The sequence below is a fragment of the Spirosoma montaniterrae genome, assembly GCF_001988955.1.
In the GTDB taxonomy this organism is placed as follows: domain Bacteria; phylum Bacteroidota; class Bacteroidia; order Cytophagales; family Spirosomataceae; genus Spirosoma; species Spirosoma montaniterrae.
Genome location: NZ_CP014263.1, coordinates 291,859 through 314,413, shown reverse-complemented (window position 1 = coordinate 314,413; position 22,555 = coordinate 291,859). Strand labels below are relative to the sequence as shown.

The window sequence follows — 22,555 nt, the reverse complement described above, 5'->3', positions numbered from 1 at the left end:
CTGGTCAAGCCAACCCAGCCTTTTCCTGTGAACATCCTGCTTCTCTCTTTTCGCCAAACGCTTGGTTCATTACGGCTCGTTGGCCTGATTTATGGCCTTACGCTGGTACTGGCCTTAGTGGTAGCCCTACCATTTTATAGCACCTTAAAAGTTGAAGATCAGGATTCGCGGGCATTTCTGACATTGCTCGATGGGTTCGATTATACTATTTACTCCGATTTCATGCACCGCAGCGAACGGGCAATCAGTCCGTTACTACGGGCTGGCCGGTGGATGAGTATTCTCTACGTTTTCCTGAGCGTTTTTCTGGCCGGTGGCGTTTTATTCCGGTTTTCGCAACCGACCGGACGATTTAGCGTCGGTGCGTTTCTGGCGGCTTGCAGCCATTATGCCGGGCGATTTCTGCGGCTCTTCGGCGTTACGTTGTTATTTGTGCTGACAGGGGCAGGCGTTTGGCTGGTGGCAGGGTCGGTGGTAAGCATAGCCCTCAGCGATACGTTGACTGAGCGCGGTTTGTTCTGGATTGGCGGTGGCTTTTTTTGCCTGTTCGCGCTTACGGCCACGTATGTATTGTGCATTGGCGATTACGCCAAAGTGCTTATGTTTCGGGAAGATGAGCGTAACGCATTTCGGGCGTTTGGCCGGGCCGGGCAACTCGTCTGGCAAAATCTGACCCGGACGTATGGGCTGTACTGGCTCATGATTCTGCTTGGCACGATATTGTTTGGCGTTTATTTTCTTCTCGATGACCTGATTACCATGCGCAACTGGCCCACCATACTGATTATGACGGTGGTGCAGCAGGTTGTAATCGTTAAACGAATTGGTCTGAAAATCTGGTGGCTCGGCACGGCCTATCACTCCTATACGTTGCTACCCAAACCTGCAAACGCACCTTCGCTCACGGGCGAATCCATCGGGACGCCGACCGCGCGGGGCGAATCCACGCGGGGCCTTTCTACGCTTCCTGAATAGTAACAGAGCGGGGTTGTTCGGCGGCAATTCGGCTGAACGGCCAGTGTTTATCCCACAGTGTCAGTAGCCAGAGCGTGCCGATGGTAGGCAGCAGGTATTTGTCCCAGGCGATATGCGCTTTGCCCATCAGTATTAAATTGAGCAACACAACCCAACCGGCCAATCCGCTTGCCGGAGAGGCAAACCGCAGCCATGTCAGCAGCATCAGCCCACCTAAAACGATTTGTTTGACCGTACCGACGATACCGAAGAAAATCAGCACCTGATCGAGCATGCCCATGACCGGCACCACAAAAAAGCCGTCGTTCATCTGTATCGCCGGGAAGAAAATCACCAGTACAGCTACCAACCCCACGCCAGCGGCCAGCCAAAGCGGTCGCACAGGCCGCAGAGCCAGAAGCGTGTTGGTGCGGGCCAGAATCATTTCGGGCAGCACATAATACACACCCAGACAGGCCGACGCATACAGCACGAAACCGGGCTTGTACATAAACTCATGTACGGTGTCATTGTATTTCTGCCGGGCTACTTCGGGGGCCGGGCCTAAGCCCCCCCAGAACAGCACCCACGCCAGCAAAGTCACACCAGCCAGCACGTAGTACAACAAATACGGTTTTGCCAGCACCTGCCGCCAGGTCGACGCAATTTGCACAGGCCACCGCATCACCGCAGGGGCCAGTTCGTAGGCAATGATAGTGGCCGGAAAAACGATTGCGTACTGCCGAGAACAAATAGCCGCTACAAACGCCAGGCAAGCGGCCCAGTGAACACCCTTCAGGTAGCCCACCCAGCCAAGCAGGATAAAGGTGAGGGCAATCATATCGGTGTAGTAAATCGTGCTACAGAAATAGTAGTAAGGAAAAGCAATTAGCCCCAGCGCAGCGATCCAGAACCGGCGCGGCCCCGAACTGAGGGTCAGAAATACCATGAGCAGGCCGAAGCTCAGCAGAAAGTTCAGTACGCGTAACGGCTGTATGCTTTCGCCGAAGAGGTTGACCAGCCACCCACCCATCATAAACGGCAAAGGTGCTATCACCTCAGGATAGTTGTTGAGCAGGTGTACCGACGGAATGGGTTCTTTGGCAAACATCAGCACAGTCGGCCAGAAGTGTACTTCATCGCCAGCGATAGCGTAGGCCAGTTTGTCTCTCAGAAAAAAGACAACCACATACACGGCAAGCAAAACAACGGCGGCAATAGAGCGATAGGGACGCATGAAAGCAGATTAATAATTCTGCACAAAAATACCAGTTTTGAATCAAACCTGTCTTCGGATAAATTGATCGACTACACTAACGCCCCCGTTAATCATTTACCTAAGCCTGTTTATCTTTTGTTCAACTGAACGCGCCGTAGCGAAAAATGCAGTAAATAGCCCGAAAGCCATCTCTCCAGTTAATTTTCTTGCCCTCTTCATATGTACGGCCATAATATGAAATTCCTACCTCATAGATGCGGATACCGGGGAGTTTGGCAAGTTTCGCCGTAACTTCCGGCTCAAACCCAAATCGGTCTTCTTTCAACTCAATTCCCTTTACAATGCTGGCTCTGAACAGCTTATAGCAAGTCTCCATATCGGTCAGGTTCAGGTTGTTCATCAGGTTAGAGAAAAACGTCAGAAACTTATTGCCAATGGTATGCCAAAAAAACAGAATGCGGTGGGGTCTGCCGCCCATAAATCGCGAGCCGTAGACAACATCGGCCACTCCGCGCAGGGCAGGGCGTAGTAAGACATTGAACTCGTCGGGGTCATATTCGAGATCGGCATCCTGCACAATAATAAAATCGCCGGTTGCCGCCTGAATGCCCGTTCGGATGGCGTAGCCCTTGCCCCGGTTGATGTTGTGTTCCAGGTAGAGAACGCACACAGTCGGATTAGCCTGCCTGTAGGCCAGTATCTGCTCTGCTGTTCGGTCTGTCGAACAGTCGTTTACTACAATTAATTCGAGCTTCGTATCATCTAAGAGTTTTACATTGGCAACTCGCTGAAGAATTGTGTTGATTGTGCGCTCTTCGTTGTACGCAGGTACAATAACGGATAGCTTCATGGAGAGGAAGGACGTGTTGTAAGCCTGATGGGCAACAGACAATGTGTTTACAAAGAGCCATAACGTTGATATAGAATAGAACAGACCAGAAATATACTGCATATAAGTGGAAGCAGCCACGAGTGCCGCCTACCGGGTGCAACACCAGCCAGACACCAGGCTAAGCACGGCGCAACGAAGGCAAATACCGACAATCGTTCGTAGAAATAGTGTAGCGAAACCAACGTTAACGCTGAAACCAGCAGGCCGAAAAAGACCATGTAATGATCGCGGTGAAGCCGTAGCCAACCCAACCCGAGCAAGCCATAGGCACCTACCCAGCCATACGGATGAGCCCGGCCCATTACCCCTACGCTAACTTCACGGGCGATACCAATAATATCGGTTGTAAAGAAAAGAAATAAACTCCCCAACAACACCCCGCCAACCACTGCCAGTGAATAGCCGGCATGATGCCTGATTTGAGCTACCGACCGCTCACCAACGACCCAGAAAACCATACCGGCCAGCAACAGTACCGAGATCACATAAGCGAATGTAGGCGAACCTGTTTTCTGGTAATGGTTATAGAAATGGTGTTTTGTGAAGTTTATAGGATAGATACCACCCCACGTCAGAAACGTCAGGCCAACACCAACTATAACCAGCAGGCCCAAGCCAAAAGCACGCATGACGGGCGTTGGATGCAGCGGCCACGGAGGCATGAACAAACCCACCACACCCGCCATAAACACCTGAAAATTAACAGCAAATGGAAGAAAGAAGAGCCCTGCCACTTTGTTTCGCCGGGATAGGTTCCAGAAAAGATAAAAAAGCAGAATACTCGGCACGAACGGATGCGCCCGGATGGCGTAGATCAGTACATACGGGTTAAATAGTACGATAAACCCCTGATAACGACCCGTGCGCAGTAAATCAACGACCACAGCCATCCAGCAAAGCAATGAAACGATTCGGCCAATCCTAATAAACTGTGTACCAAAGCTATCGCCTGTCAGTGCCTGTAGCAAGGCGATAATCCAGAGATAAACCGAAGAAATCGGCCAGTATGGACTCATGTCGATGGCTGGCCATTTGTCAAACGCCTGTTCAAAAGCGGGCAGATACAGGCCACCTTCGTCACCCTTCGGTTGGCAGGTAAGGGCCAGATAAAGAGATAGACAGGTGGCGAGTATAACTAATGCATAATATGGGAACAGACTTGCCGGCTTTGCCGCTACGGGTAGCTCAACGGCTTCTGTACTGTAAGACATGCTCTGTTCTTTCTGCTTATCACTGATCGGCCCAAAGTACCGGTTTTCCACCAAATCTATCGAATCCTTTCGAGTATACGGTCCTTTCACCCTCCATATACCCAATCTTCTTCGCTCATTTTGTATTATTGCGGAATATTTATGTTGTAACCGCTCTTTTTGCCGCATGGCTGTTCCTACCCTTTCTTCCAAGCCCAATACATCACCGGCTCGTCTATTTAGTTTGCCCGTTATTGTGGCTGCACTGGGCTATTTCGTCGACATTTACGACCTGCTTCTCTTTGGCATTGTTCGGGTACCAAGCCTAAAAGACCTCGGCTTGTCGCCCGAGCAGATTTCGACCGTGGGCGTGTCGATTCTGAACTGGCAGATGGGCGGGCTGCTGCTGGGCGGTATTCTGTGGGGCGTTCTGGGCGATAAACGCGGGCGGCTGTCGGTGCTGTTCGGCTCCATTATCACCTACTCACTGGCGAATATTGCCTGCGGGTTCGTTAAAAACGTCACGTTCATGGAACCGACTACCTATTACGCGCTGATGCGGTTTGTAGCGGGTATCGGTCTGGCGGGCGAGTTGGGCGCAGGCATTACCCTCGTTAGCGAGGTGCTGCCGAAAGAGAAACGCGCTATCGGCACGTCGCTGGTGGCGGGTATTGGCCTTTCTGGAGCCGTGGTGGCGTATTTCACCGTAAAATTGTTCGACTGGCAAACGGCCTTCTTTATTGGTGGTGGCTTAGGCATTGGCCTGCTGCTGCTGCGGGTGGGCGTAGTTGAATCGGGCATGTTCAAAGACGTAACCGATCAGAAGCATGTCAGCCGGGGTGATTTTCTGTCGTTTTTCACCAACGGCGAACGGCTGGTCCGTTATCTCAAATGCATTGGCATCGGGTTGCCAACGTGGTTTGTGATTGGCATTCTGGCTACGCTCAGCAATGAGTTTGGCACGGCCCTCGGCATTGCCGAAGAAATTCAGCCGGGTCTGGCAATTATGTGGTGTTACGTTGGCCTGGCTGTCGGCGACCTGTCGAGTGGATTCATCAGTCAGGCATTGGCGTCGCGCAAAAAAGCCGTAGCCTTACTCATGGCGTTTACGCTGATTTTCTGCGTTATCTATCTCTATTTCGGTGTTAGCAGCGCGGCTGCGCTCTACGGTCTGTGTCTGGCAATGGGATTTGGCATCGGCTACTGGGCCATGTTCGTAACCATCGGAGCCGAGCAGTTTGGCACCAACCTCCGCGCCACTGCCGCCACCACCATTCCCAACATGGTACGCGGCTTAGTCATTCCTATGACCCTCACCTATCAGGCGCTCAAACCCTCCCTCGACGTCATCAATGCCGGGGCTGTGGTGGGTATTATCAGCTTCGCCATCGGCTTTTACTCCATCCTGACCATCTCCGAAACGCATGGGAAGGATTTGAATTATCTGGAAGAGTAGTCTTTGAACCGGAACGCCGGCCGCCAGGATTAGCCCTGATTATTAAGATTAAACAAGATGTACAATCCTGTTTAACTACAGAACCGAATAAGTGAAGCGTAAAATCTTTAATAATCTTGAAAATCAAGGCTAATCCTGGTTCAGAACTCTTCGCCCTGCCCGTTATCGTCTCAGCACTTGGCTTTTTTGTGGATGTGTACGACATGCTGATTTTCAGTATTGTACGCGTACCGAGTCTGCAATCGCTGGGGCTTTCGGAAGCGGAGGTATCAACAGCCGGAACGTTTATTCTGAACTGCCAACAGGCGGGGCTCGTGCTGGGTGGTATTTTGTGGGGTGTTCTGGGCGACAAGCGCGGGCGCATGTCGGTACTGTTCGGCTCCATCATCACGTATTCACTCACCAATATTGCCTGCGGGTTTGTGCAGGACGTAAATACGTATGCCCTGTTGCGTTTCATTGCGGGCGTAGGGCTGTCGGGCGAGATTGGCGCGGCTATCGTGCTGGTGTCCGAAATTCTGCCGAAAGACATACGTGGCTACGGTTCGGCGGTGGTAGCGGGCGTGGGCTATTTAGGTGCGGGTGCGGCCTACCTCACCGTCGAATATTTCAACTGGCGCACAGCCTTCTGGGTTGGTGGAGGCATGGGACTGGCCCTGTTGCTTCTGCGCGTTTCGGTGCTTGAGTCAGGGTTATTTAACCGAATGAAAACCGAACACGGGCACGTTAGCCGGGGTAATTTTCTGCAATTTTTTAGTTCGTGGCCGCAAACAATCAAGTACCTGCGCTGCGTGGCGGTGGGTATGCCTACCTGGTTTGTAGTGGGCATTTTAGCCACGTTCGCCAACGAAATCGGGCAGGCGTTGGGCATAGCCGAGGGCGTGAAACCGGGCCGTTGCGTGATGCTGCTATACGTCGGGCTGGCCGGGGGCGATTTGCTGAGCGGCCCGCTGAGTCAATGGCTTCGGTCGCGAATTCAGGCCATTACCAGTTTGCTCATCACCAGCATGGCCCTGAGTAGTTTTCTGCTTTTTGGCGGTCTTGATACGGCAGCGGGCGTCTACACCGTTTTTCTGCTGACGGGTTTTTGCACGGGCTATATTGCAATGTATCTGACCACCGTGGCCGAGCTATACGGCACCAATGTTCGCAATACGGCCACCACCTCGGTGCCGAGCATCGTGCGCGGTACACTCATTCCGATGACGTTACTATTTCAGGCACTGAAACCGTCGGTTGGCGCGTTGCTGTCGGCGGGTTTGCTGGGTGTGGTCGTATATGGGCTGGCGTTCTGGTCGCTGAGTCGCATAGAAGAAACCTTTGGCAAAGAACTCGATTTCGTGGAGGTGTGATAGAACACAGATTTAACGGATTTTGCGGATTGCCACGGATTTCTTTTTGAGTCACTTTAGGCACTAAAAATCCGTGGCAATCCGTAGCATCCGTTAAATCTGTGTACCATCTTAGGGGCAAAATGAAGAAATAATTGCTTTTTTACGTGATAAACTGATTAACCCTTTTCCCGTTTACCCGCAATGAACCAACTTAACCAGACGGATTACATTATTTTTCTGTTGTATTTCATTGGCGTTTCATCCTATGGCTACTGGATTTACAAACGCAAGCAAAAAACTGATCTCGATACCAAAGATTTTTTTCTGGCCGAAGGGTCGCTGACGTGGTGGGCCATTGGCGCATCGCTGATTGCGTCGAACATCTCGGCAGAACAGTTCATCGGCATGTCGGGTAACGGCTTTACGTTCGGCGTGGCTATTGCCGTGTATGAGTGGCTGGCGGCAGTCTGTCTGATTATTGTGGCGGTGTGGTTTATGCCCATTTACCTCAAAAACCACATCTACACCATGCCGCAGTTTTTGAAAACGCGGTATAACGAAACGGTCGCCCTGATTATGGCGATTTTCTGGCTGTTTCTGTACATCTTCGTCAACCTCACGTCGATTCTGTTTCTGGGCGCGCTGGCAATCAGCACGTTGGTTGGCACGGAGTTTTTTCACCCAATCATCATTGGCCTGTGTCTGTTCGCGCTGGTAATCACGCTCGGTGGCATGAAAGTAATTGGCTATACCGACGTAATTCAGGTGGTGGTACTTATCTTCGGCGGCTTAGTCACGACCTACATTGCACTGACATTAGTAAGTCAGAAATTCGGCCTCGGCAACGATATTTTCGCGGGGATGTCGGCCATGCTGCGCGACGCCGACGACCACTTTCATATGATTTTCGAGAAACCCGGCCCCAACACGTCGCAGGTTGACATTAACAAATACCTGACCTTGCCGGGTATTGCCATGTACTTCGCCGGGCAGTGGATTGTAAACCTCAACTACTGGGGTTGTAACCAGTATATTACCCAGCGTGCCCTCGGTGCCGACCTGAAAACCGCCCGTACAGGCATTCTATTCGCGGCCATTCTGAAAATTTTCATGCCCATCATCGTCATGTTGCCGGGCATTGCCGCTTATGTACTGTATAAAAACGGGAGTTTACAGGAGCAAATGGCACCCGGCGGTAAGCTGCTGGCCGACAATGCGTATTCGGCCATTCTGTCGTTTCTGCCCAATGGTCTGAAAGGCTTGTCGATGGCGGCACTGACGGCGGCAATTGTGGCTTCGCTGGCGGGTAAAGCCAACTCGATTTCCACCATTTTCACGCTGGATATTTATCAGAAATACATCAAAAAAGACGCCAACGAGCGGCAGTTGGTGTGGATAGGGCGCGTCGCTATTCTGGGTGCTATGATTCTGGCAATTGCCCTGACGTGGCAGGATACGCTCGGCATCGGGCGCGAGGGCGGTTTCACGTTTATTCAGAAATATACGGGCTACATCAGTCCCGGCATTTTCGCGGTCTTTATTCTGGGTTTCTTCTGGAAACGCACCACCGGCCCGGCGGCTGTGGCGGGTATTCTGACGGGTTTCGCTATGGCTGTTTTCTTCAACCATTATGCCCCCGCCGTGCTGGGCAACGAAAACATCCTGTATACGGCCTTCCCGAACGGCAACGGCGGCTACGAAATTCCATTCCTGATCTGTATGGGCTGGTCGTTCGTGTTCACGGTGCTGGTGATGGTAGCGATTAGCTTAGGAGGGCCAGTCATTAATCCGAAAGCGTTCGACATCGACGCCCGGATGTTCAAACTGGCTCCGGTCAATACGGCCATGATTGTTGTAATTCTGTTGTGCATCTCCGCCTTATACGTGCGGTTCTGGTGATGTTGAGAATTGACGGCAAGGTTATTATCGAAAGTCGTAAGATTACCGAGTACTTATTGATATGGAAGGCCGAGAGCGACAAATCGGCCTTCCTGCAACGGTTGGGATACTCGTTAGATAACTGGCAAGAATTAGAAGCAGACATTCGCTATATCATTGCCGAGGGGTCTGCTATTTACTCTCGTCCGGCTCCTTTTGGGGGCGATTTGTACCAAGTAAAGGGCACATTGCGTAACTTCGGTGTTATTACAGTATGGCTTTATTTGGCCGAGCCTACATCGTGGCGTTTCGTAACTCTATTTCCGCAAAAGTCATGAAATTCAAACTGTTTAGCCGAGCTGTTCTCACAAAAGACTTCCCTGAATATGGACTTAAGAAGGGCGATATGGGGGTGATTGTCGAATATGTTGCCCGATCTTCGGCAGAGGATGGCTACATCATCGAAATTTTTGACGCTCAGGGGCAGACGGTTGATGTAGTTCCTCTGATGGAATCAGACCTGGAGCACCCCCGACCCAACACAGTACTAACATATCGCGAGTTGAAACGGGCGGCTTAATAAGCCGAAAACCATTCACACCTATGGAAGTTGCTTCCTCCTCTGCCCCCACCGTGTCCTTTCGCCCGCTTTTTTCGCTGCCGGTCATTGTAGCCTCGCTGGGGTATTTTGTTGATGTATATGATTTGCTGCTGTTCAACATTGTTCGTGTACCAAGCCTGAAAGCATTAGGCTTGTCCGACGCCGACGTATCGCTCATTGGCGGCAAAATCTATAACTACCAGCAGGCGGGGCTACTGCTGGGCGGTATTCTGTGGGGTATTCTGGGCGATAAGCGCGGGCGCATGTCGGTACTGTTCGGCTCCATCATCACCTACTCGCTGGCAAATATCGCCTGTGGATTTGTCGACGATCCGAATACCTACGCCATTCTGCGGTTTGTGGCCGGGCTGGGTCTGGCGGGCGAGCTGGGGGCAGGTATCACGCTCGTAAGCGAAACTTTGCCAAAGCACCTGCGCGGTTATGGCACCTCCTTGGTGGCCGGGGTCGGCCTGATGGGTGCGGTGGTAGCGTTTCTGACCGTACAACAGTTCGACTGGCGGGTAGCCTATTTCATTGGGGGTGGCATGGGCATGGCCCTGCTGCTGCTCCGGGTGGGCGTGCTGGAATCGGGCGTGTTCACAAGTCTCAAACAGACGAGCGTTCGGCGTGGCAACTTCTTCGACCTCTTTACCAACCGCAGCCGACTTGTGCGCTACCTGCGTTGCATCGGCGTAGGAATCCCTACCTATTTTGTGATTGGCATTCTGGCAACGTTTGGCAACGAGTTTGGCGCGGCTCTCGGCATCGCCGACGTGCAGGTGGGGCGGGGTATTCTGTTCGTATACATTGGCGTGGCAACTGGCGATTTGGTGAGCGGCCCGTTAAGCCATTTCCTGAAATCGCGGCTGAAGGCCATCGGGCTGATGCTAACGCTGACATTGGTTTTCGTGCTTATTTACTTGTTTGGCGGTATACAGGACGCCGACACGTTCTACCTCGTTTGTGGGGGTATGGGCTTTGCTATTGGCTACATTGCCCTGTTTCTGACCGTGACTGCCGAGCAGTTTGGCACTAACCTGAGGGCTACGGCCACAACCTCAGTAGCCAACAATGTCCGGGCGACTACGTTGCTCACACTGCCAGTGTTTCAAGCCCTAAAACCGGCAATGGGTGTGCTTGGAGCGGGTGCGCTGGTAGGAGCCCTATGCTTTATTATCGGCTTCTGGTCGCTGGCAACCATGCCCGAAACGTTCGAGCAGGAACTCGACTTTACCGAAGACACGATATAACCCGATGCGAACCAGATTCTTTGTACTTAGTCTGTGGCTGACAACGCTGCCACTTTTTGCCCAGAACGGCACCGAAATTTATTTGGTAGACCTGACCGAAAAAGCCGGTCGGCTGGCGGTAGCGAACCCGCGCAATATCTCCAATAAACCGGGCTACGATAATCAGCCGTTTTTTCACCCGGCGAAGCCCGTTCTCTACTACACGTCTATGATGGCTAACAACCAGACTGACATCTGGGCGTATGACCTCAAAACCGGAACGCGCACGCAACTAACCCAAACCCCTGACGCTGAATATTCGCCAACGGTGCTACCCGGCCTGAGTCATCTGTCGTGCATTGTGCAGCGAAAAAGCAACGGCGACCAGGACCTCGTCAGCTACCAACTCGACAAACCAGCGATTACTGAAATACTGCTGGAGTCGCAGAAAACGGGCAAAATTGGTTATCAGGCGTGGCTCAACGCCAATGAGGCTGTGGTATTTGTACTGGGCGAACCCAATTCAATGCATTATCTGAACAAAAGTGCCGGGCAAGATACGGTTATTGCCAGCCAGATTGGCCGTTCGCTGCATCGCATTCCGGGGCAGAATGCATTTAGTTTTGTTCAGCAGGTAGGCAGTTCATGGAAAATCCGGGCGTTCGAGCCGGGCCGCAATCAGATTCGTGACATTGCCGATAGCCACCCCGATTCAGAACATTACCACGCCTGGACGGATGCCGGTACGCTGCTCGAAAGCCGGGGCAACGAGTTGTGGCGTTTCGACGCTACTACCCGGCAATGGCAACCCGTGCCATTGCCGACAACGCTACCCCGCAAAAAACTGTCGCGGCTGGCCGTGCAGGGCAAAACGTTAGCCATAGTGCTGGATGAGTGAACCTCACCCCAACCCCTCCCCTTAAAACAAGGGGAGGGGCTAAAGGACCCGGCTTGTTAAGCCCCTCCCCTGGGTTCAGGGGAGGGGTTGGGGTGGGGTAAAACGGGTTCATGTATTCTTTCCCAGCCCTGCCTGCCATTTCGCGAAAACTTGCTGATAGGCTCTGTGCCGTTTCGGGTCGGGCTCGAATGTCTCGCCGAAGGCTACGAGTTTGGCCGCTTCGTCCAGCGTTTTTACCAGGCCGATGGCCTTCATCGTCAGCAGAATACCCCCCATCGAGCCACTTTCATTGCTGGCATTGAGTCGTACCGGAACGCCTGCCATGTCGGCCAGCATCTGCACCCAAAACCGCGACTGGGCAAACCCGCCGTTGGCATGAATCACGCGTGTTGGCCCGGTTTCTTTCATTAGCAGTTCGTTGATGCTCAACATATTAAATAATACGCCTTCGAGTGCAGCCCGAACAAAGTGCGCCCGCGTATGCTGCCAGTCAACGTGCAGGTAAGCCCCACGCACGTGAGCGTCCCAGAGTGGAGCGCGTTCGCCTTGCAGATACGGCAGAAACAGCAGCCCATCGGAGCCGGGCGCAATGGTTTCGGCCTCGGCCAGTAGCGTGGTGGTATCTTGTTGCGTCAGTTTTTCAGTAAGCCACTCCAGCACATTGCCCCCGTTGTTAGTTGGTCCGCCCACCACGAAATAGTCGTCGTCGAGGATATAGCAAAACAACCGGCCCTGCTCATCGCGGAGGGGTTTTCGGACAGTTTGCCGGATGGCTCCGCTGGTGCCGATGGTGAGCGTAGTGGTGCCGCGTTTGATAGCCCCCGCGCCGAGGTTCGCCAAACAGCCATCCGACGCGCCAATCAGTAGCGACACCGTTTCGGCTAAACCCGTTCGCCCGCCAACCACAGTGGCCTGAAGCGGACGTTGGTGCGTGGTCGGTACGGGCGTTGAGAGTTGGTTGGCCCGCACACCGGCGTAGTTTAAGGCCAGATCGCTCCAGGTCAGGCGGGTCGCATCGAACAGGCCGGTTGAGGTAGCCATGCTGTAATCGACTTCAAAATGGCCGGTCAGCTTATGCCACAAAAATTCTTTGATGGTGCCGAAATGAGCCGCCCGGCGTAATAGTCGCGGGTCGTGTTCGCGCAGCCACGCCAGTTTGCAAAGCGGAATCATCGGGTGCATCGGAATGCCCGTTTGTTCGTAAATAGCCCGGCCCAGATCGGCCCGCAGACCGCGCAATTCAGCCGCCTGCGGTTCAGCCCGGTTATCCGACCAGATGATGGCGTGGCTCAGTGGCTTGCCGTTTTCATCCATTGCCAGTAGGCTATGCATGGCCGTGCTGAACGCGATGTGGCTGATTTCGTAGCCCGCGCGAGCCACTTCCCGGCTAACCTCAGCCATAACATCAGCAAAGGCCGACCAGATTTGTTCGGGGTCCTGCTCGGCATAGCCCGCCTGCGGATTCAGCGTTTCGACAGGCCGCGACGCATGGGCCAGTTCGCGGCTCAGGTCGGGGGGCAGGGCTAAGGCTTTCACGTTGGTAGTGCCAATATCGACACCAACAAAGCAGGTTTTGGCGATGGGGGTATTCATACGCCAAAACAACGCATTTTTCGAGTTGTATAATACCTTGATAATTTACAAGTCGTAAAAAGCTACGGCATTCGCCCCGAATACTTTTGCCCGAACCTCGTCGCCCCAGAGCAGAACATACTCCTCGATGAGCGTTTTGACCTGCGTGTAGTTGGCAGCCAACAGGCAAACCGGCCAGTCGGAACCAAACAGCAGCCGGTCGGGGCCAAAATGCTCGAATGCCACGTCGAGATACGGAAAAAAGTCTTTTTTGCTCCAGCTATGCCAGTCGGCCTCCGTTACCATACCCGACAGTTTGCACGAAACGTTCGGCTGTTTGGCAATCTCGGCCATGAAATTCGACCAGCGGCTGATTTCGCCTTTTTTGATGTATGGCTTGGCTAAGTGGTCAATTACGAATTTCACTTCCGGCACCGCCCGCACCAGATGGAGCGCGGCCTTTAACTGATTCGGATAGATCAGAATATCGTAGGTAAAGCCGAACGCAGCCAGTTGGCGGATACCGTTCACTACCTCGGGGCGGCTCAGAAAATCGTGGGGTTCAGCCTGTGCTACGTGCCGAAATCCTTTAACCTGGTCAATCGTTGAATAATACGCAAGCCGCTCATGCAACGTATCGGCCCGCAAATCGACCCAGCCCACTACGCCCCGAATGAAACCGTAAGCACGGGCCATATTAATCAGAAACTGTGTTTCGGCTTCGGACTGATCGGCCTGCACGGCCACGCAACCATCGATGCCGTTCTGGGCCAGGATGGGTTCAAGATCGGCGGGCAGAAAATCGCGCCGTATTACGGCCATGTCGTCGGTAATCCACGCATCGCGAACGGGGTCGAAATGCCAGAAATGCTGGTGCGCGTCGATAGTCATCTGAATTGGAATTAGCCTTGATGTAGGCAGTTAAGACAAAATCTCACCAATATAAAAATATTTACAATTAAACATATATTGTTTTATCATAACTTTTTGAGTGATTTCGTCCAGAAAAATGGTGATTTCATACAAAAATAGGGGTTTTCGGAACGAAACAACTGCGTAGTTTGAGCGTCTAATGCAACGTACTCTATCCAACAGGATTCTTTGTGCTTTACACAATCCGAAATCGCTTTCAGTATCTCGACTCTCTCATCCGTAAACGCGCTACCGGAACACCCCGCGAACTCGCACAGAAATTAGGCTTATCGGAACGAACCTGGTATAAACTCCGCGACGAACTCATCAACGACATCGGCGTTCCCCTTGCCTACTGCTCCGTCCGTAAAACCTACTACTACGAGCAGGAAGGCGAACTGATTTTTCAATTCCGCCGACGCTTAGACACCGACAGTATGGAAAACTTAGAAGGCGGGCGGCTCTACCAGCCTGATTCGCCAGCATCTTTTTTTGATTCATTGGCTCACTGCACGCTGAATGCAGTGGCTTTTGGTAGGTTGGCCCCGTAAACGGTTTTGACCATGATTGCTTTGTTTGCTATGGCTACGGCACAGGGCCACCTGAACGCCACGTTTCGGCTGGCCCGGCAACTACAGGCCGACGGATACCGCGTTATCTATGCTTATTTCGGTCCGCCCGAACTGGCGCAGCGCATTGTGCAGCAGAGCTTTGCCGTGCATTGGCTCGAAAGCTACCCCTTCGGCGTTGGCACCGACGAGGTGCTGAATCAGGGCCGCAGCGAATCGTATTTGGAGACACTTTTCGACCGCATCACGGGCCGCGACCTGAAAACCCGCACGGCAGACTGGCAGCGAACGCTGCATCAGCTACGGCCCGACCTGATTCTGCTCGATGCGTTTCTGAGTACCGATTTCATTGTCCTATATCCATTGCTAAAGGCATATCCGGCAAACGTTGTACTGATTCAAACCATGCTCTCGACCTACGACGACGGGCACACGCCACCACTCAACAGCTCGCTGATTCCGGGCCGCGACAGCCCACAGGCCATTCGGCGGGCGTGGCAGCGCGAATACCGCAATCGCTTTTTCAGGCAATTATGGGAAACGGTAAAATATGCCGGGTATAGTTCGCACCGGCAGATTCGGCGAGCCTTTCGCCGAAACGAGTTGCCCGATACGTACCGGCTCCGTTACGACAAAGTATTTCACGCAGGCATCGACAACCTGCCAGAGTGGATTATGCCGCCCCAAGACTTTGACTTTGCCGAACGGCGGCTGTTGACCTTCCAAACGTTTAAAAACACCATGCCCGACCTGAGCCGCGCCGAAACCCTGCCCCCGGCCTACACAATGGCACTTGAACGTATCGGGCAGGAACGGCAGACCAACGCCGATTTGAAACTGGTATACGCTTCACTCGGTACGGTGATGCTGGCCCACCGCTCCGAAAACGAACTGGCCGCTTTTTACCGTAAGTTGCTACAGGCCGTTGGGCAGCAACCCAACTGGAGGCTGATTCTGGCAATTGGAGACGGGGCCGATGTAGCCCGATTCGACTGCCCGGCGAATGCGTTTGTGTTTACGTCGGTGCCGCAACTGCACGTATTGCAGCACTGCGACCTGTTTATTACGCACGGCGGGTTGAACTCCGTACTGGAAGCTACGGCCCTGAACGTGCCGATGCTGGTGTACCTACTCAGCCACCTCTGGGACCAGCCCGGCTATGGCGCACGGGTAGTGGCACAGGGCCGGGGAACCATGTACGAACTCGCCGACGCCAGCACCGCCAGCATTGGCGATGTGGTTGAACGAATTTTAGAAGAACATAGTGCTATAAATAGGCTGGCTTGATGCAAGTGTGGATTAACTACATCTTTTGCATAAAAAATCTTGCAATACTGAAAATTTTAACCCCACTGCACTCAGAATGCAGTGGCAACCGCGAAGTTTGAATTGTCATACGCGACAGAGTTGGCCGACGAATTAAACGTGACGAAGGCGGATGCCGAAAAGCCTGAAACAGAGTAGGCTAAAAATGTTTAGAATAGCTATGAAAACGCTTCAAGTCAGCGAAATGGAGAGAATAAGTGGTGCGAGTTGCTTTTTTGCAATACCTGCTCTGCTTGGCTCACCTTTTGTACCTGCATCAATGGGATTTGCCATTGCCAAAGTCGTTTATTGCTGGAACAGCTAATTTGTTTTACCCATGAAAAAACTAACAATTGATCAATTAGCCGATTATTCGGCTGAAGGTCCAGGCAGAACTTGTATGATCTTGGGAGGGTTGGTGATGGGTGCTGCTGCCTTTGGTCTTTGGCCAGCGGCTCTTACAATTAGTGCTGGTTCAGCAGTTTATGGCTGTTTTTAGCTAAAAAAGAGCGACATACTTTATATGTCGCTCTTTGAAACATTGATAATTATGGTTAATAAAATAAATTGGAGGAAAGTTTTGGTTGTAGTCGTGAATGGGCTTGGTGATGCCATTCTTTTTTACTTCCTGTTTCGGAATCAAATTACGACTTTCTTACAGAAATACTTCTAATAGGATAAACTTATGCATCAGCCCGGTCAATCAGGTAGTGCATAAATTCCCGTTATGTAGTAAATCCATTGCCTAAGGTATCAATACTAATCATTCAACTTTTCGGAATGAACATTAGAAAATTTCTCAGAAACTGGTCACCACTATTAATTACTACATGGGTATTGATTTTAGTGAGAATTGAAGTTGGGAAGTCTGAAACATACTTCTTGTATGGGTTTACACTGGTTATAGTTGTAGTAATTGGTTATTACAACGCTATAAGGGATAAACAAAACTGAGACATGGAAATAGTAATAAACACTTCCTTAGCAAAAAATAAACCTCCTACGTTCAGCTATTTTATTGCATCATGCGGTTTAATGCTTGTTTTGCAAGCCGCATTCCAATACCTGCTGTTCTCCGAAAATCTTTACTTCAACGCGCTACAAACACAGTTGAGTTATGAGCAGATTGAGCGGATCATTACTCAGGGCAAAAAGTGGCAATGGGTCGGCTACGTTCTTACGCCGATTCTGCTTTTGATGAAATTTTCATTTTTTGCTGCCTGTCTGAGCCTGGGCCTTTATTTCGCCAGTAATCGCTTTGCTTTCAAGCCCTTCTGGAACTTCTTGGTGCAAGCCGAACTTATCTTCCTCCTTCCAATTCTCATCAAACTACTCTGGTTCCTGTTCGTTCAAACCGACTACGACCTCGACGACCTGACTCAATTCTACCCGCTCTCGGCCCTCAATCTGTTCGACGCCGATACACTACCCCGCTACTGGCATTACCCGTTGGCTACGCTCAACCTGTTCGAAGTGGCTTATTGGTTTCTACTGGCCTACGGCGTTAATGAGGTTACGGACCTTTCATTTTGGCGGGCGTTCGGGCTGGTTATGTCGAGCTACGGGCTGGGGCTATTAGTATGGGTGGTTTTGGTCATGTTTCTTACCATAACCTACGCCTAAGCCATGAAACGCTACCTCAAAATCGGGTTGCTCGTGTTGTTGGCGGGTGGGCTGGGCGGAGCCGTTTTTCAGATGCGGCAAACGCTCACTGCCCAAACCGCCCTTTCGGCCCAACTCCGGCACCGGCCCAATTTGTCGGCGGTGCGCTTCGTTCGTAAACCCCTGCCCGCCATGCTCCATAACAAACTCACACTTATTGTCTTGTTCGACCCCGATTGTGAACACTGCCAATATCAGGCGCAACAGATGCGGCTTCGTCAGGCCGATTTTGCCGGGGCTGGTCTGTACTGGCTCACCACACAACCCCTCGCCCGCGCTCAGGCATTTGCCAGAGCGTATGGGTTAGACTCGCTTAACATGATGCACGTTGGCACGCTCACCCGCGAAGAAGCGTACCGGGCGTTTGGAGCTGCGGGCGTTCCGCATATTTTCATCTACGGAGCCAATGGGCAATTGCAGAGAGAGTACAAAGGCGAAGTGAAGGTAGACGCGCTGACAAAATACCTTCATTGATTCTTATTTGGCCAGCTTATTCAATCAAACGTATTATGGAACTGTGTATTCAAAATCTTAGCAAATCATATCAAGGTAAGAGTGTGTTAAGCTCACTTAACCTAACTTTTCAGGGAGGTGATGTGGTTGGTTTGCTGGGAAAGAACGGGGCCGGAAAAAGTACCTTAATCAATTGCCTGATTGATCTGGTTGCTCCCGATGCAGGTCAGTTTATTTTTAATGGTCAGGTATTGACTGGCGACCGGCTGGCCTTTAAAAAGGTACTTGGTATTTTGTCGGATGTAATCCCACCTATACCCGAGTTTACGGGAACCGATTATCTGCGATTTATTGGTTTAGTTCACAAAATCGATGCAGTTACTTTTCAAAAGCGGTCAAAAGAGTTAACTGATTTTTTCTTTGATGATACCAATATGTTCAACAAAACTATTAGCCAATATTCGACAGGTATGATCAAAAAGATTGGCTTATGCGGAGCCATTCTGAACGTGCCGTCGATGCTAATTTTAGATGAACCGTTTGCCGGTCTTGACCCGGTGGCGGTTAAGCAGGTAATCGCCTTTTTGCAAATGTATCGCCGACCCGACCGGATTATTCTTATTGCCTCTCACGACTTGAATTACGTTGAGGAAGTAGCTAACCGTATCCTCGTTTTAGATGACGCCAAAATTAAATTTGACGGTGAACTGACTGACTTTACAGCCCAGGGTACAAAGGTGATTAGCGAGGCCCTGTTTGATTTTTTAGCACCCCGGAAGAAAGTAATGACTTTTGACTGGATTTGACCACTCAATAGTATGCACACTATACTACTCTTTGCCCTGCGCCGACGTTTTATAGATTATGTTAGCAATGGCGGATCGGCAATGAGCCTGATGTTGCGTATTCTTTACGTTACGGTGCTGCTTGTCAACGCGGCTATGATTGGCTGGCTTATCGACATATTTATTACGTCAAATGCCGGAGATATAACAGGTGACAGGCTTATTCAACTTATCAGTGCAGGGTTTTGTGGGTTATGGGCATTGCTGGAGTTTTTCCCTACCTACACACAACGTTCAAAGTTAGTCTCGGGCGTATTTCCGGTTCACTTCATGAAACGATGGGTAACTAATTTAGTGTATGATATGATCACCGCAACCACTGTCGGAACGGTTATGGCCTTTTGCCTAATCGATGCATTGTCGAAAACATACACCCACGCACATCTCGCCAACTCGGTATTGTTGTTCGGAAACACGCTTGCTTTCGTGCAAATTGCCAAGGCATTTGTTGAGAACGTTCATCGTAAACGATTTCTATTGTTAATCGCCTGGGCAATTTTGTCAAGTGCCGTCGTCATATTGGTAGTTTACAAATTACCAGACGACTACCTGCTCATGAGCGGACTGACGTTCTGTTTAGCAAGTCAGTTTACAGTATTGGCGTATGCTGACCGGTCGGTCGCCGAAACTAATAATTCTCCCGTTTTTGTGAGTAGTTTTTCTCTGTTCAGGCAATTATCGCCGGTTTATGTTGCGTTCCTGAACAGTCCAAAATCACGAAATGCCTTTCTATTTGGTCTTGGGTTGAAAGCGATGTTTCTATCATTTGCGGGAATTTTTACGTTCGATCAACTCCCCATGTCCAGTTTTTTAGAGGCTCTCTATGTAGCTCCCCTAATCCTGTTCACCTACGTCGCCAATAATATCTGGGGTTTTTTTCCGGTCCTTTGGGTCAATAGTACATTGGGGAAGCGGTCTGATAATTACCGTATCTATTTCCAGCTCATAGCACTACCCCTTTTACTTGACCTGCTAACTACGCTCGGCATCATGCTCTATTTAGGTAAAGTTGATTCAGAGCTGCTGGTCTTTTACGCGCTAACTACAATAGTACTCAGTATTAATGGGCTTGTATTCTCACTTTACAAAGCGTTTTACGTACAGAGCAGTTTCAACTTTGGGCAAATGAAAAATAACGTCAATGGATGGAGTGTGTTCACGGCTTCGGTCCTGCTGGGTTTGACAATGTTAGCCCTGAAGACGTTGATGACTACATTCATATTTGGCTTGTGTCTGATAGTTATATTCTGGTACATACTTAGTAAAGTTTTGCCGAGCGACACACAGAACACTTACACACTTTACAGGCAGCTATTCACAAACAAAGTTTGATTTATTTGGGCTTATCCCACTCATCCATGCACAATTACATTTACAAAACCTTTACCCAACAACTCGACCAAACCGATTGCGGCATTGCCTGCCTATTATCCGTCATTCGCTATTACGGGGGCGATGCCAGCCGCGAACGGCTGCGCGAACTGAGTGGCACAAGCATCCAGGGTACTACGCTGTTGGGGTTGTATCAAACAGCACAATCGCTGGGTTTTGCCGCCGAGGGGTTGGAAGCCGAAGGCGTTCATAATCTGGCCGAGGTGACTGAACCGGCTATTCTGCACGTGGTTATGGACGGAAATCGGCAGCATTATGTGGTATATTACCCGAACACCCCACCCCCAGCCCCTCCCCTCAAAACAAGGGGAGGGGAGTTGCGGTATGTGATTGGTGATCCGGGGCGGGGGGTTATTGAGATGACGGGCGACGAACTGGCGGGTATCTGGCAGTCGCGGGCGTTGCTGACGCTGAAACCAACCGAGCGGTTTGTCAGTACGGCGCAAAGTCGGCAAACGCAGTGGCAGTGGTTTAGAAACCTGATTCATGACGACGTGCCGCTGCTGGCAATTGCTGCCGGATTAGGCGTGGTAATGGCCGGGCTGGGTTTGTCGATGGCGTTGTTCTCGCAGAAACTGCTCGATGAGATTCTGCCGAAACGTAATCTCGAAAAGCTGTCGATGGGGTTATTGCTGCTGACAGTGCTCCTACTGGCCCGAACGGGCATAGGCTATCTACGTGGGTTTCTGCTACTTCGGCAAAGCCGCGAGTTCAATGTTCGCATTACCGACAGTTTCTTCCGCGATCTGCTCCAACTGCCCAAAGCGTTTTTCGACAACCGTAAAACCGGTGATCTGGTAGCCCGGCTAACCGACACCAGCCGGATTCAGGCTACCATCAGTTTCCTGACTGGCAGCGTTATCATCGACGCGCTTGTGTTGTTGCTGACGGCAGGCTTTCTGTTTGGTTATGCCTGGCAAATCGGGTTGCTGTCGCTGGTGAGTTTGCCGCTTTATGGCTGGTTAGTCTGGACGTACAACAGCCGCATCATTGCTGGTCAGCGGGGCGTTATGACAGCTTATGCCCGCGCCGAAAGCCACTTTATCGACAGCATTGGCGGCATTGGCGCAATCAAAGCCCACCGGCAGGAAGCGTTCTTCGCCCGCATTACGCAAGGCATTTACCGCTTTTTTCAACAACAGCTTTACGACCTCGGTCTACTCGGCAATCGCTACGGCCTTTTCAGCGAACTAATCGGCGTCGGCGTGTTGGTATCGGTCATTGGCCTAACGGCTTATTTGGTACTGCAAAACGGGCTGAAATTGGCGAGATGATGGCCGTAGTCAGTTTAGCCAGTACGCTTGTCGGTTCGGTATCGAAGCTGTCGACAACCAACATCCAGTTGCAGGAGGCCCGCGTTGCCTTCGACCGGATGCGCGAGTTTACCGAAATGCCCAAAGAACCGGTTGTTAACGCCGTTGACAGTAATGCGACAACAGACATGCCGATGTTTGAGAGCCTCTCAGTTAAGGAGTTAACATACCGTTTTGCCGGTCGTCCGTCCTTGCTGCAAAACGTTTCGTTCACGGTTCGGCGGGGCGAAATTATTGGCATTGTAGGTGAAACCGGATCGGGCAAAAGTATGCTGCTCCAGCTTTTGCAGAAGTTTTATGAACCGGAAGGCAACAGCCAAATCAGCGTAGCTTTTGCCGATAAAAGCCGCCAAACTACTCATCAAAATCTGGCTACTATTGCGGTCAGCGACTGGCGCAGTCTGACAGCCGCCGTACCGCAACCCATCAAGATTTTCAATGGCACATTGTTAGACAATATTTGTCTGGGCAATTCAATAGAGGAAGGCGAAGCAATTGTGCAGTTCTGTCAGGATTACGGCTTTCACGATTATTTCATGAAACTACCGCAAAACTACCTGACGCTGGTGGGCGAGGAAGGCATAAACCTGTCGGGCGGTCAGCAGCCGTTGGTTGGGCTGGCACAGGCGTTGTACCGCCGTCCGCAACTGTTACTGTTAGATGAAGCTACCTCGGCCCTTGACCGCCATACCGAGCAGTTTGTGCTTAACTTGTTCCAGCACATCAAACGCAACACGGCCATTGTGATGGTCACGCACCGCAGCCAATCGGTCAGCATCGCCGACCGGGTTTATACAATGAAACAGGGAACGTTGCTGTGTCAACATCTGAACCATCTGAACCAGGATTAGCCAAGATTGACAAGATTAAACAGGATTTGT

At 51.3% G+C, this 22,555-nt stretch carries 23 protein-coding genes; 18 read left to right on the top strand and 5 right to left on the bottom strand.

Annotation, left to right across the window (positions count from 1 at the left end; all coding sequences use genetic code 11):
* The first annotated feature begins 27 nt into the window (after positions 1 to 27).
* Positions 28 to 975: a hypothetical protein gene (locus AWR27_RS01355; protein ID WP_083732718.1), complete on the top strand. Its 948-nt coding sequence runs from the start codon at positions 28 to 30 to the stop codon at positions 973 to 975.
* Here AWR27_RS01355 and AWR27_RS01350 read toward each other — a convergent pair.
* The 3 genes from AWR27_RS01350 to AWR27_RS01340 form a co-directional block, all read right to left on the bottom strand.
* A complete protein-coding gene (locus tag AWR27_RS01350) occupies positions 959 to 2,191 on the bottom strand; it encodes a hypothetical protein (protein WP_077129537.1) in 1,233 nt (410 codons plus the stop codon). The genes AWR27_RS01355 and AWR27_RS01350 overlap by 17 nt on opposite strands.
* Positions 2,192 to 2,312: 121 nt before the next feature.
* Positions 2,313 to 3,023 carry a glycosyltransferase family 2 protein gene (locus AWR27_RS01345; protein ID WP_077129536.1) on the bottom strand — a complete coding sequence of 237 codons (711 nt, stop codon included), beginning with the start codon at positions 3,021 to 3,023 and terminating at the stop codon, positions 2,313 to 2,315.
* Positions 3,024 to 3,070: 47 nt separating this feature from the next.
* Complete coding sequence (locus AWR27_RS01340; protein ID WP_157579047.1) at positions 3,071 to 4,276, bottom strand: hypothetical protein; 1,206 nt, start codon at positions 4,274 to 4,276, stop codon at positions 3,071 to 3,073.
* A 166-nt stretch (positions 4,277 to 4,442) separates the two neighbouring features.
* Between AWR27_RS01340 and AWR27_RS01335 the strand changes: the two genes are divergently transcribed.
* The 7 genes from AWR27_RS01335 to AWR27_RS01305 all read left to right on the top strand — a co-directional run bounded on the left by AWR27_RS01335 (position 4,443) and on the right by AWR27_RS01305 (position 11,651).
* Positions 4,443 to 5,711, top strand: coding sequence for an MFS transporter (locus tag AWR27_RS01335; RefSeq protein WP_077129534.1), 1,269 nt, complete (start codon positions 4,443 to 4,445; stop codon positions 5,709 to 5,711).
* A gap of 203 nt (positions 5,712 to 5,914) precedes the next feature.
* The gene (locus AWR27_RS01330; protein ID WP_198045138.1) at positions 5,915 to 7,063 is read left to right on the top strand and encodes an MFS transporter; all 1,149 of its coding nucleotides are present in this window, start codon (positions 5,915 to 5,917) and stop codon (positions 7,061 to 7,063) included.
* Positions 7,064 to 7,246: 183 nt separating this feature from the next.
* Positions 7,247 to 8,944, top strand: coding sequence for a sodium:solute symporter family transporter (locus AWR27_RS01325; RefSeq protein ID WP_077129532.1), 1,698 nt, complete (start codon positions 7,247 to 7,249; stop codon positions 8,942 to 8,944).
* Complete coding sequence (locus AWR27_RS26080) at positions 8,944 to 9,261, top strand: DUF6883 domain-containing protein (RefSeq protein WP_198045087.1); 318 nt, start codon at positions 8,944 to 8,946, stop codon at positions 9,259 to 9,261. The genes AWR27_RS01325 and AWR27_RS26080 overlap by 1 nt, the downstream gene beginning before the upstream one ends.
* Entirely contained in the window at positions 9,198 to 9,503 is a 306-nt protein-coding gene (locus AWR27_RS01315) for a DUF4926 domain-containing protein (RefSeq protein ID WP_083732717.1), read from the top strand. The genes AWR27_RS26080 and AWR27_RS01315 overlap by 64 nt, the downstream gene beginning before the upstream one ends.
* A gap of 23 nt (positions 9,504 to 9,526) precedes the next feature.
* On the top strand, positions 9,527 to 10,774 hold the full coding sequence (locus AWR27_RS01310; RefSeq protein ID WP_077129530.1) for an MFS transporter: 1,248 nt from the start codon (positions 9,527 to 9,529) through the stop codon (positions 10,772 to 10,774).
* 4 nt (positions 10,775 to 10,778) lie between these two features.
* On the top strand, positions 10,779 to 11,651 hold the full coding sequence (locus AWR27_RS01305; protein ID WP_077129529.1) for a TolB family protein: 873 nt from the start codon (positions 10,779 to 10,781) through the stop codon (positions 11,649 to 11,651).
* Between the two features lie 108 nt (positions 11,652 to 11,759).
* On the opposite strand, the gene AWR27_RS01300 is transcribed toward AWR27_RS01305, so the two are convergent.
* Both AWR27_RS01300 and AWR27_RS01295 read right to left on the bottom strand, forming a co-directional pair.
* Positions 11,760 to 13,244: a gluconokinase gene (locus tag AWR27_RS01300; RefSeq protein ID WP_077129528.1), complete on the bottom strand. Its 1,485-nt coding sequence runs from the start codon at positions 13,242 to 13,244 to the stop codon at positions 11,760 to 11,762.
* A 45-nt stretch (positions 13,245 to 13,289) separates the two neighbouring features.
* Entirely contained in the window at positions 13,290 to 14,114 is an 825-nt protein-coding gene (locus AWR27_RS01295) for an amidohydrolase family protein (RefSeq protein ID WP_077129527.1), read from the bottom strand.
* A gap of 212 nt (positions 14,115 to 14,326) precedes the next feature.
* Here AWR27_RS01295 and AWR27_RS01290 point away from each other — a divergent pair, with 212 nt between their 5' ends.
* From AWR27_RS01290 to AWR27_RS01255, 10 genes are all read left to right on the top strand, one after another.
* The gene (locus tag AWR27_RS01290; RefSeq protein WP_077129526.1) at positions 14,327 to 14,686 is read left to right on the top strand and encodes a hypothetical protein; all 360 of its coding nucleotides are present in this window, start codon (positions 14,327 to 14,329) and stop codon (positions 14,684 to 14,686) included.
* Between the two features lie 12 nt (positions 14,687 to 14,698).
* Positions 14,699 to 15,991: a glycosyltransferase gene (locus AWR27_RS01285; RefSeq protein ID WP_077129525.1), complete on the top strand. Its 1,293-nt coding sequence runs from the start codon at positions 14,699 to 14,701 to the stop codon at positions 15,989 to 15,991.
* Positions 15,992 to 16,190: 199 nt separating this feature from the next.
* A complete protein-coding gene (locus tag AWR27_RS25150; protein WP_157579041.1) occupies positions 16,191 to 16,334 on the top strand; it encodes a hypothetical protein in 144 nt (47 codons plus the stop codon).
* Between the two features lie 12 nt (positions 16,335 to 16,346).
* The gene (locus AWR27_RS25145; protein WP_157579038.1) at positions 16,347 to 16,508 is read left to right on the top strand and encodes a hypothetical protein; all 162 of its coding nucleotides are present in this window, start codon (positions 16,347 to 16,349) and stop codon (positions 16,506 to 16,508) included.
* Positions 16,509 to 17,053: 545 nt separating this feature from the next.
* Positions 17,054 to 17,632 (top strand): hypothetical protein, encoded by a 579-nt coding sequence (locus AWR27_RS01280; protein ID WP_157579035.1) that lies wholly within the window; start codon positions 17,054 to 17,056, stop codon positions 17,630 to 17,632.
* A 3-nt stretch (positions 17,633 to 17,635) separates the two neighbouring features.
* Entirely contained in the window at positions 17,636 to 18,145 is a 510-nt protein-coding gene (locus AWR27_RS01275; RefSeq protein ID WP_077129523.1) for a peroxiredoxin family protein, read from the top strand.
* A 35-nt stretch (positions 18,146 to 18,180) separates the two neighbouring features.
* On the top strand, positions 18,181 to 18,930 hold the full coding sequence (locus AWR27_RS01270) for an ABC transporter ATP-binding protein (protein WP_077129522.1): 750 nt from the start codon (positions 18,181 to 18,183) through the stop codon (positions 18,928 to 18,930).
* A gap of 12 nt (positions 18,931 to 18,942) precedes the next feature.
* Positions 18,943 to 20,301, top strand: coding sequence for a hypothetical protein (locus tag AWR27_RS01265; RefSeq protein ID WP_077129521.1), 1,359 nt, complete (start codon positions 18,943 to 18,945; stop codon positions 20,299 to 20,301).
* Between the two features lie 26 nt (positions 20,302 to 20,327).
* Positions 20,328 to 21,635, top strand: coding sequence for an ABC transporter transmembrane domain-containing protein (locus AWR27_RS01260; RefSeq protein WP_077129520.1), 1,308 nt, complete (start codon positions 20,328 to 20,330; stop codon positions 21,633 to 21,635).
* Entirely contained in the window at positions 21,632 to 22,525 is an 894-nt protein-coding gene (locus AWR27_RS01255; RefSeq protein WP_077129519.1) for an ATP-binding cassette domain-containing protein, read from the top strand. Before AWR27_RS01260 ends, AWR27_RS01255 begins: the two co-directional genes overlap by 4 nt.
* Positions 22,526 to 22,555: the final 30 nt, after the last annotated feature.

Excerpts from the sequence above, each read along its gene's own strand:
- AWR27_RS01285 (WP_077129525.1), top strand. The coding sequence starts at position 14,699 with ATGATTGCTTTGTTTGCTATGGCTACGGCACAGGGCCACCTGAACGCC.
- AWR27_RS01315 (WP_083732717.1), top strand. The coding sequence starts at position 9,198 with ATGGCTTTATTTGGCCGAGCCTACATCGTGGCGTTTCGTAACTCTATT.
- AWR27_RS01350 (WP_077129537.1), bottom strand. The coding sequence starts at position 2,191 with ATGCGTCCCTATCGCTCTATTGCCGCCGTTGTTTTGCTTGCCGTGTAT.
- AWR27_RS01335 (WP_077129534.1), top strand. The coding sequence starts at position 4,443 with ATGGCTGTTCCTACCCTTTCTTCCAAGCCCAATACATCACCGGCTCGT.
- AWR27_RS01265 (WP_077129521.1), top strand. The coding sequence starts at position 18,943 with ATGCACACTATACTACTCTTTGCCCTGCGCCGACGTTTTATAGATTAT.
- AWR27_RS25150 (WP_157579041.1), top strand. The coding sequence starts at position 16,191 with ATGAAAACGCTTCAAGTCAGCGAAATGGAGAGAATAAGTGGTGCGAGT.
- AWR27_RS25145 (WP_157579038.1), top strand. The coding sequence starts at position 16,347 with ATGAAAAAACTAACAATTGATCAATTAGCCGATTATTCGGCTGAAGGT.
- AWR27_RS01330 (WP_198045138.1), top strand. The coding sequence starts at position 5,915 with ATGCTGATTTTCAGTATTGTACGCGTACCGAGTCTGCAATCGCTGGGG.
- AWR27_RS26080 (WP_198045087.1), top strand. The coding sequence starts at position 8,944 with ATGTTGAGAATTGACGGCAAGGTTATTATCGAAAGTCGTAAGATTACC.
- AWR27_RS01300 (WP_077129528.1), bottom strand. The coding sequence starts at position 13,244 with ATGAATACCCCCATCGCCAAAACCTGCTTTGTTGGTGTCGATATTGGC.
- AWR27_RS01310 (WP_077129530.1), top strand. The coding sequence starts at position 9,527 with ATGGAAGTTGCTTCCTCCTCTGCCCCCACCGTGTCCTTTCGCCCGCTT.
- AWR27_RS01325 (WP_077129532.1), top strand. The coding sequence starts at position 7,247 with ATGAACCAACTTAACCAGACGGATTACATTATTTTTCTGTTGTATTTC.
- AWR27_RS01270 (WP_077129522.1), top strand. The coding sequence starts at position 18,181 with ATGGAACTGTGTATTCAAAATCTTAGCAAATCATATCAAGGTAAGAGT.
- AWR27_RS01255 (WP_077129519.1), top strand. The coding sequence starts at position 21,632 with ATGATGGCCGTAGTCAGTTTAGCCAGTACGCTTGTCGGTTCGGTATCG.
- AWR27_RS01260 (WP_077129520.1), top strand. The coding sequence starts at position 20,328 with ATGCACAATTACATTTACAAAACCTTTACCCAACAACTCGACCAAACC.
- AWR27_RS01345 (WP_077129536.1), bottom strand. The coding sequence starts at position 3,023 with ATGAAGCTATCCGTTATTGTACCTGCGTACAACGAAGAGCGCACAATC.
- AWR27_RS01340 (WP_157579047.1), bottom strand. The coding sequence starts at position 4,276 with ATGTCTTACAGTACAGAAGCCGTTGAGCTACCCGTAGCGGCAAAGCCG.
- AWR27_RS01275 (WP_077129523.1), top strand. The coding sequence starts at position 17,636 with ATGAAACGCTACCTCAAAATCGGGTTGCTCGTGTTGTTGGCGGGTGGG.
- AWR27_RS01295 (WP_077129527.1), bottom strand. The coding sequence starts at position 14,114 with ATGACTATCGACGCGCACCAGCATTTCTGGCATTTCGACCCCGTTCGC.
- AWR27_RS01305 (WP_077129529.1), top strand. The coding sequence starts at position 10,779 with ATGCGAACCAGATTCTTTGTACTTAGTCTGTGGCTGACAACGCTGCCA.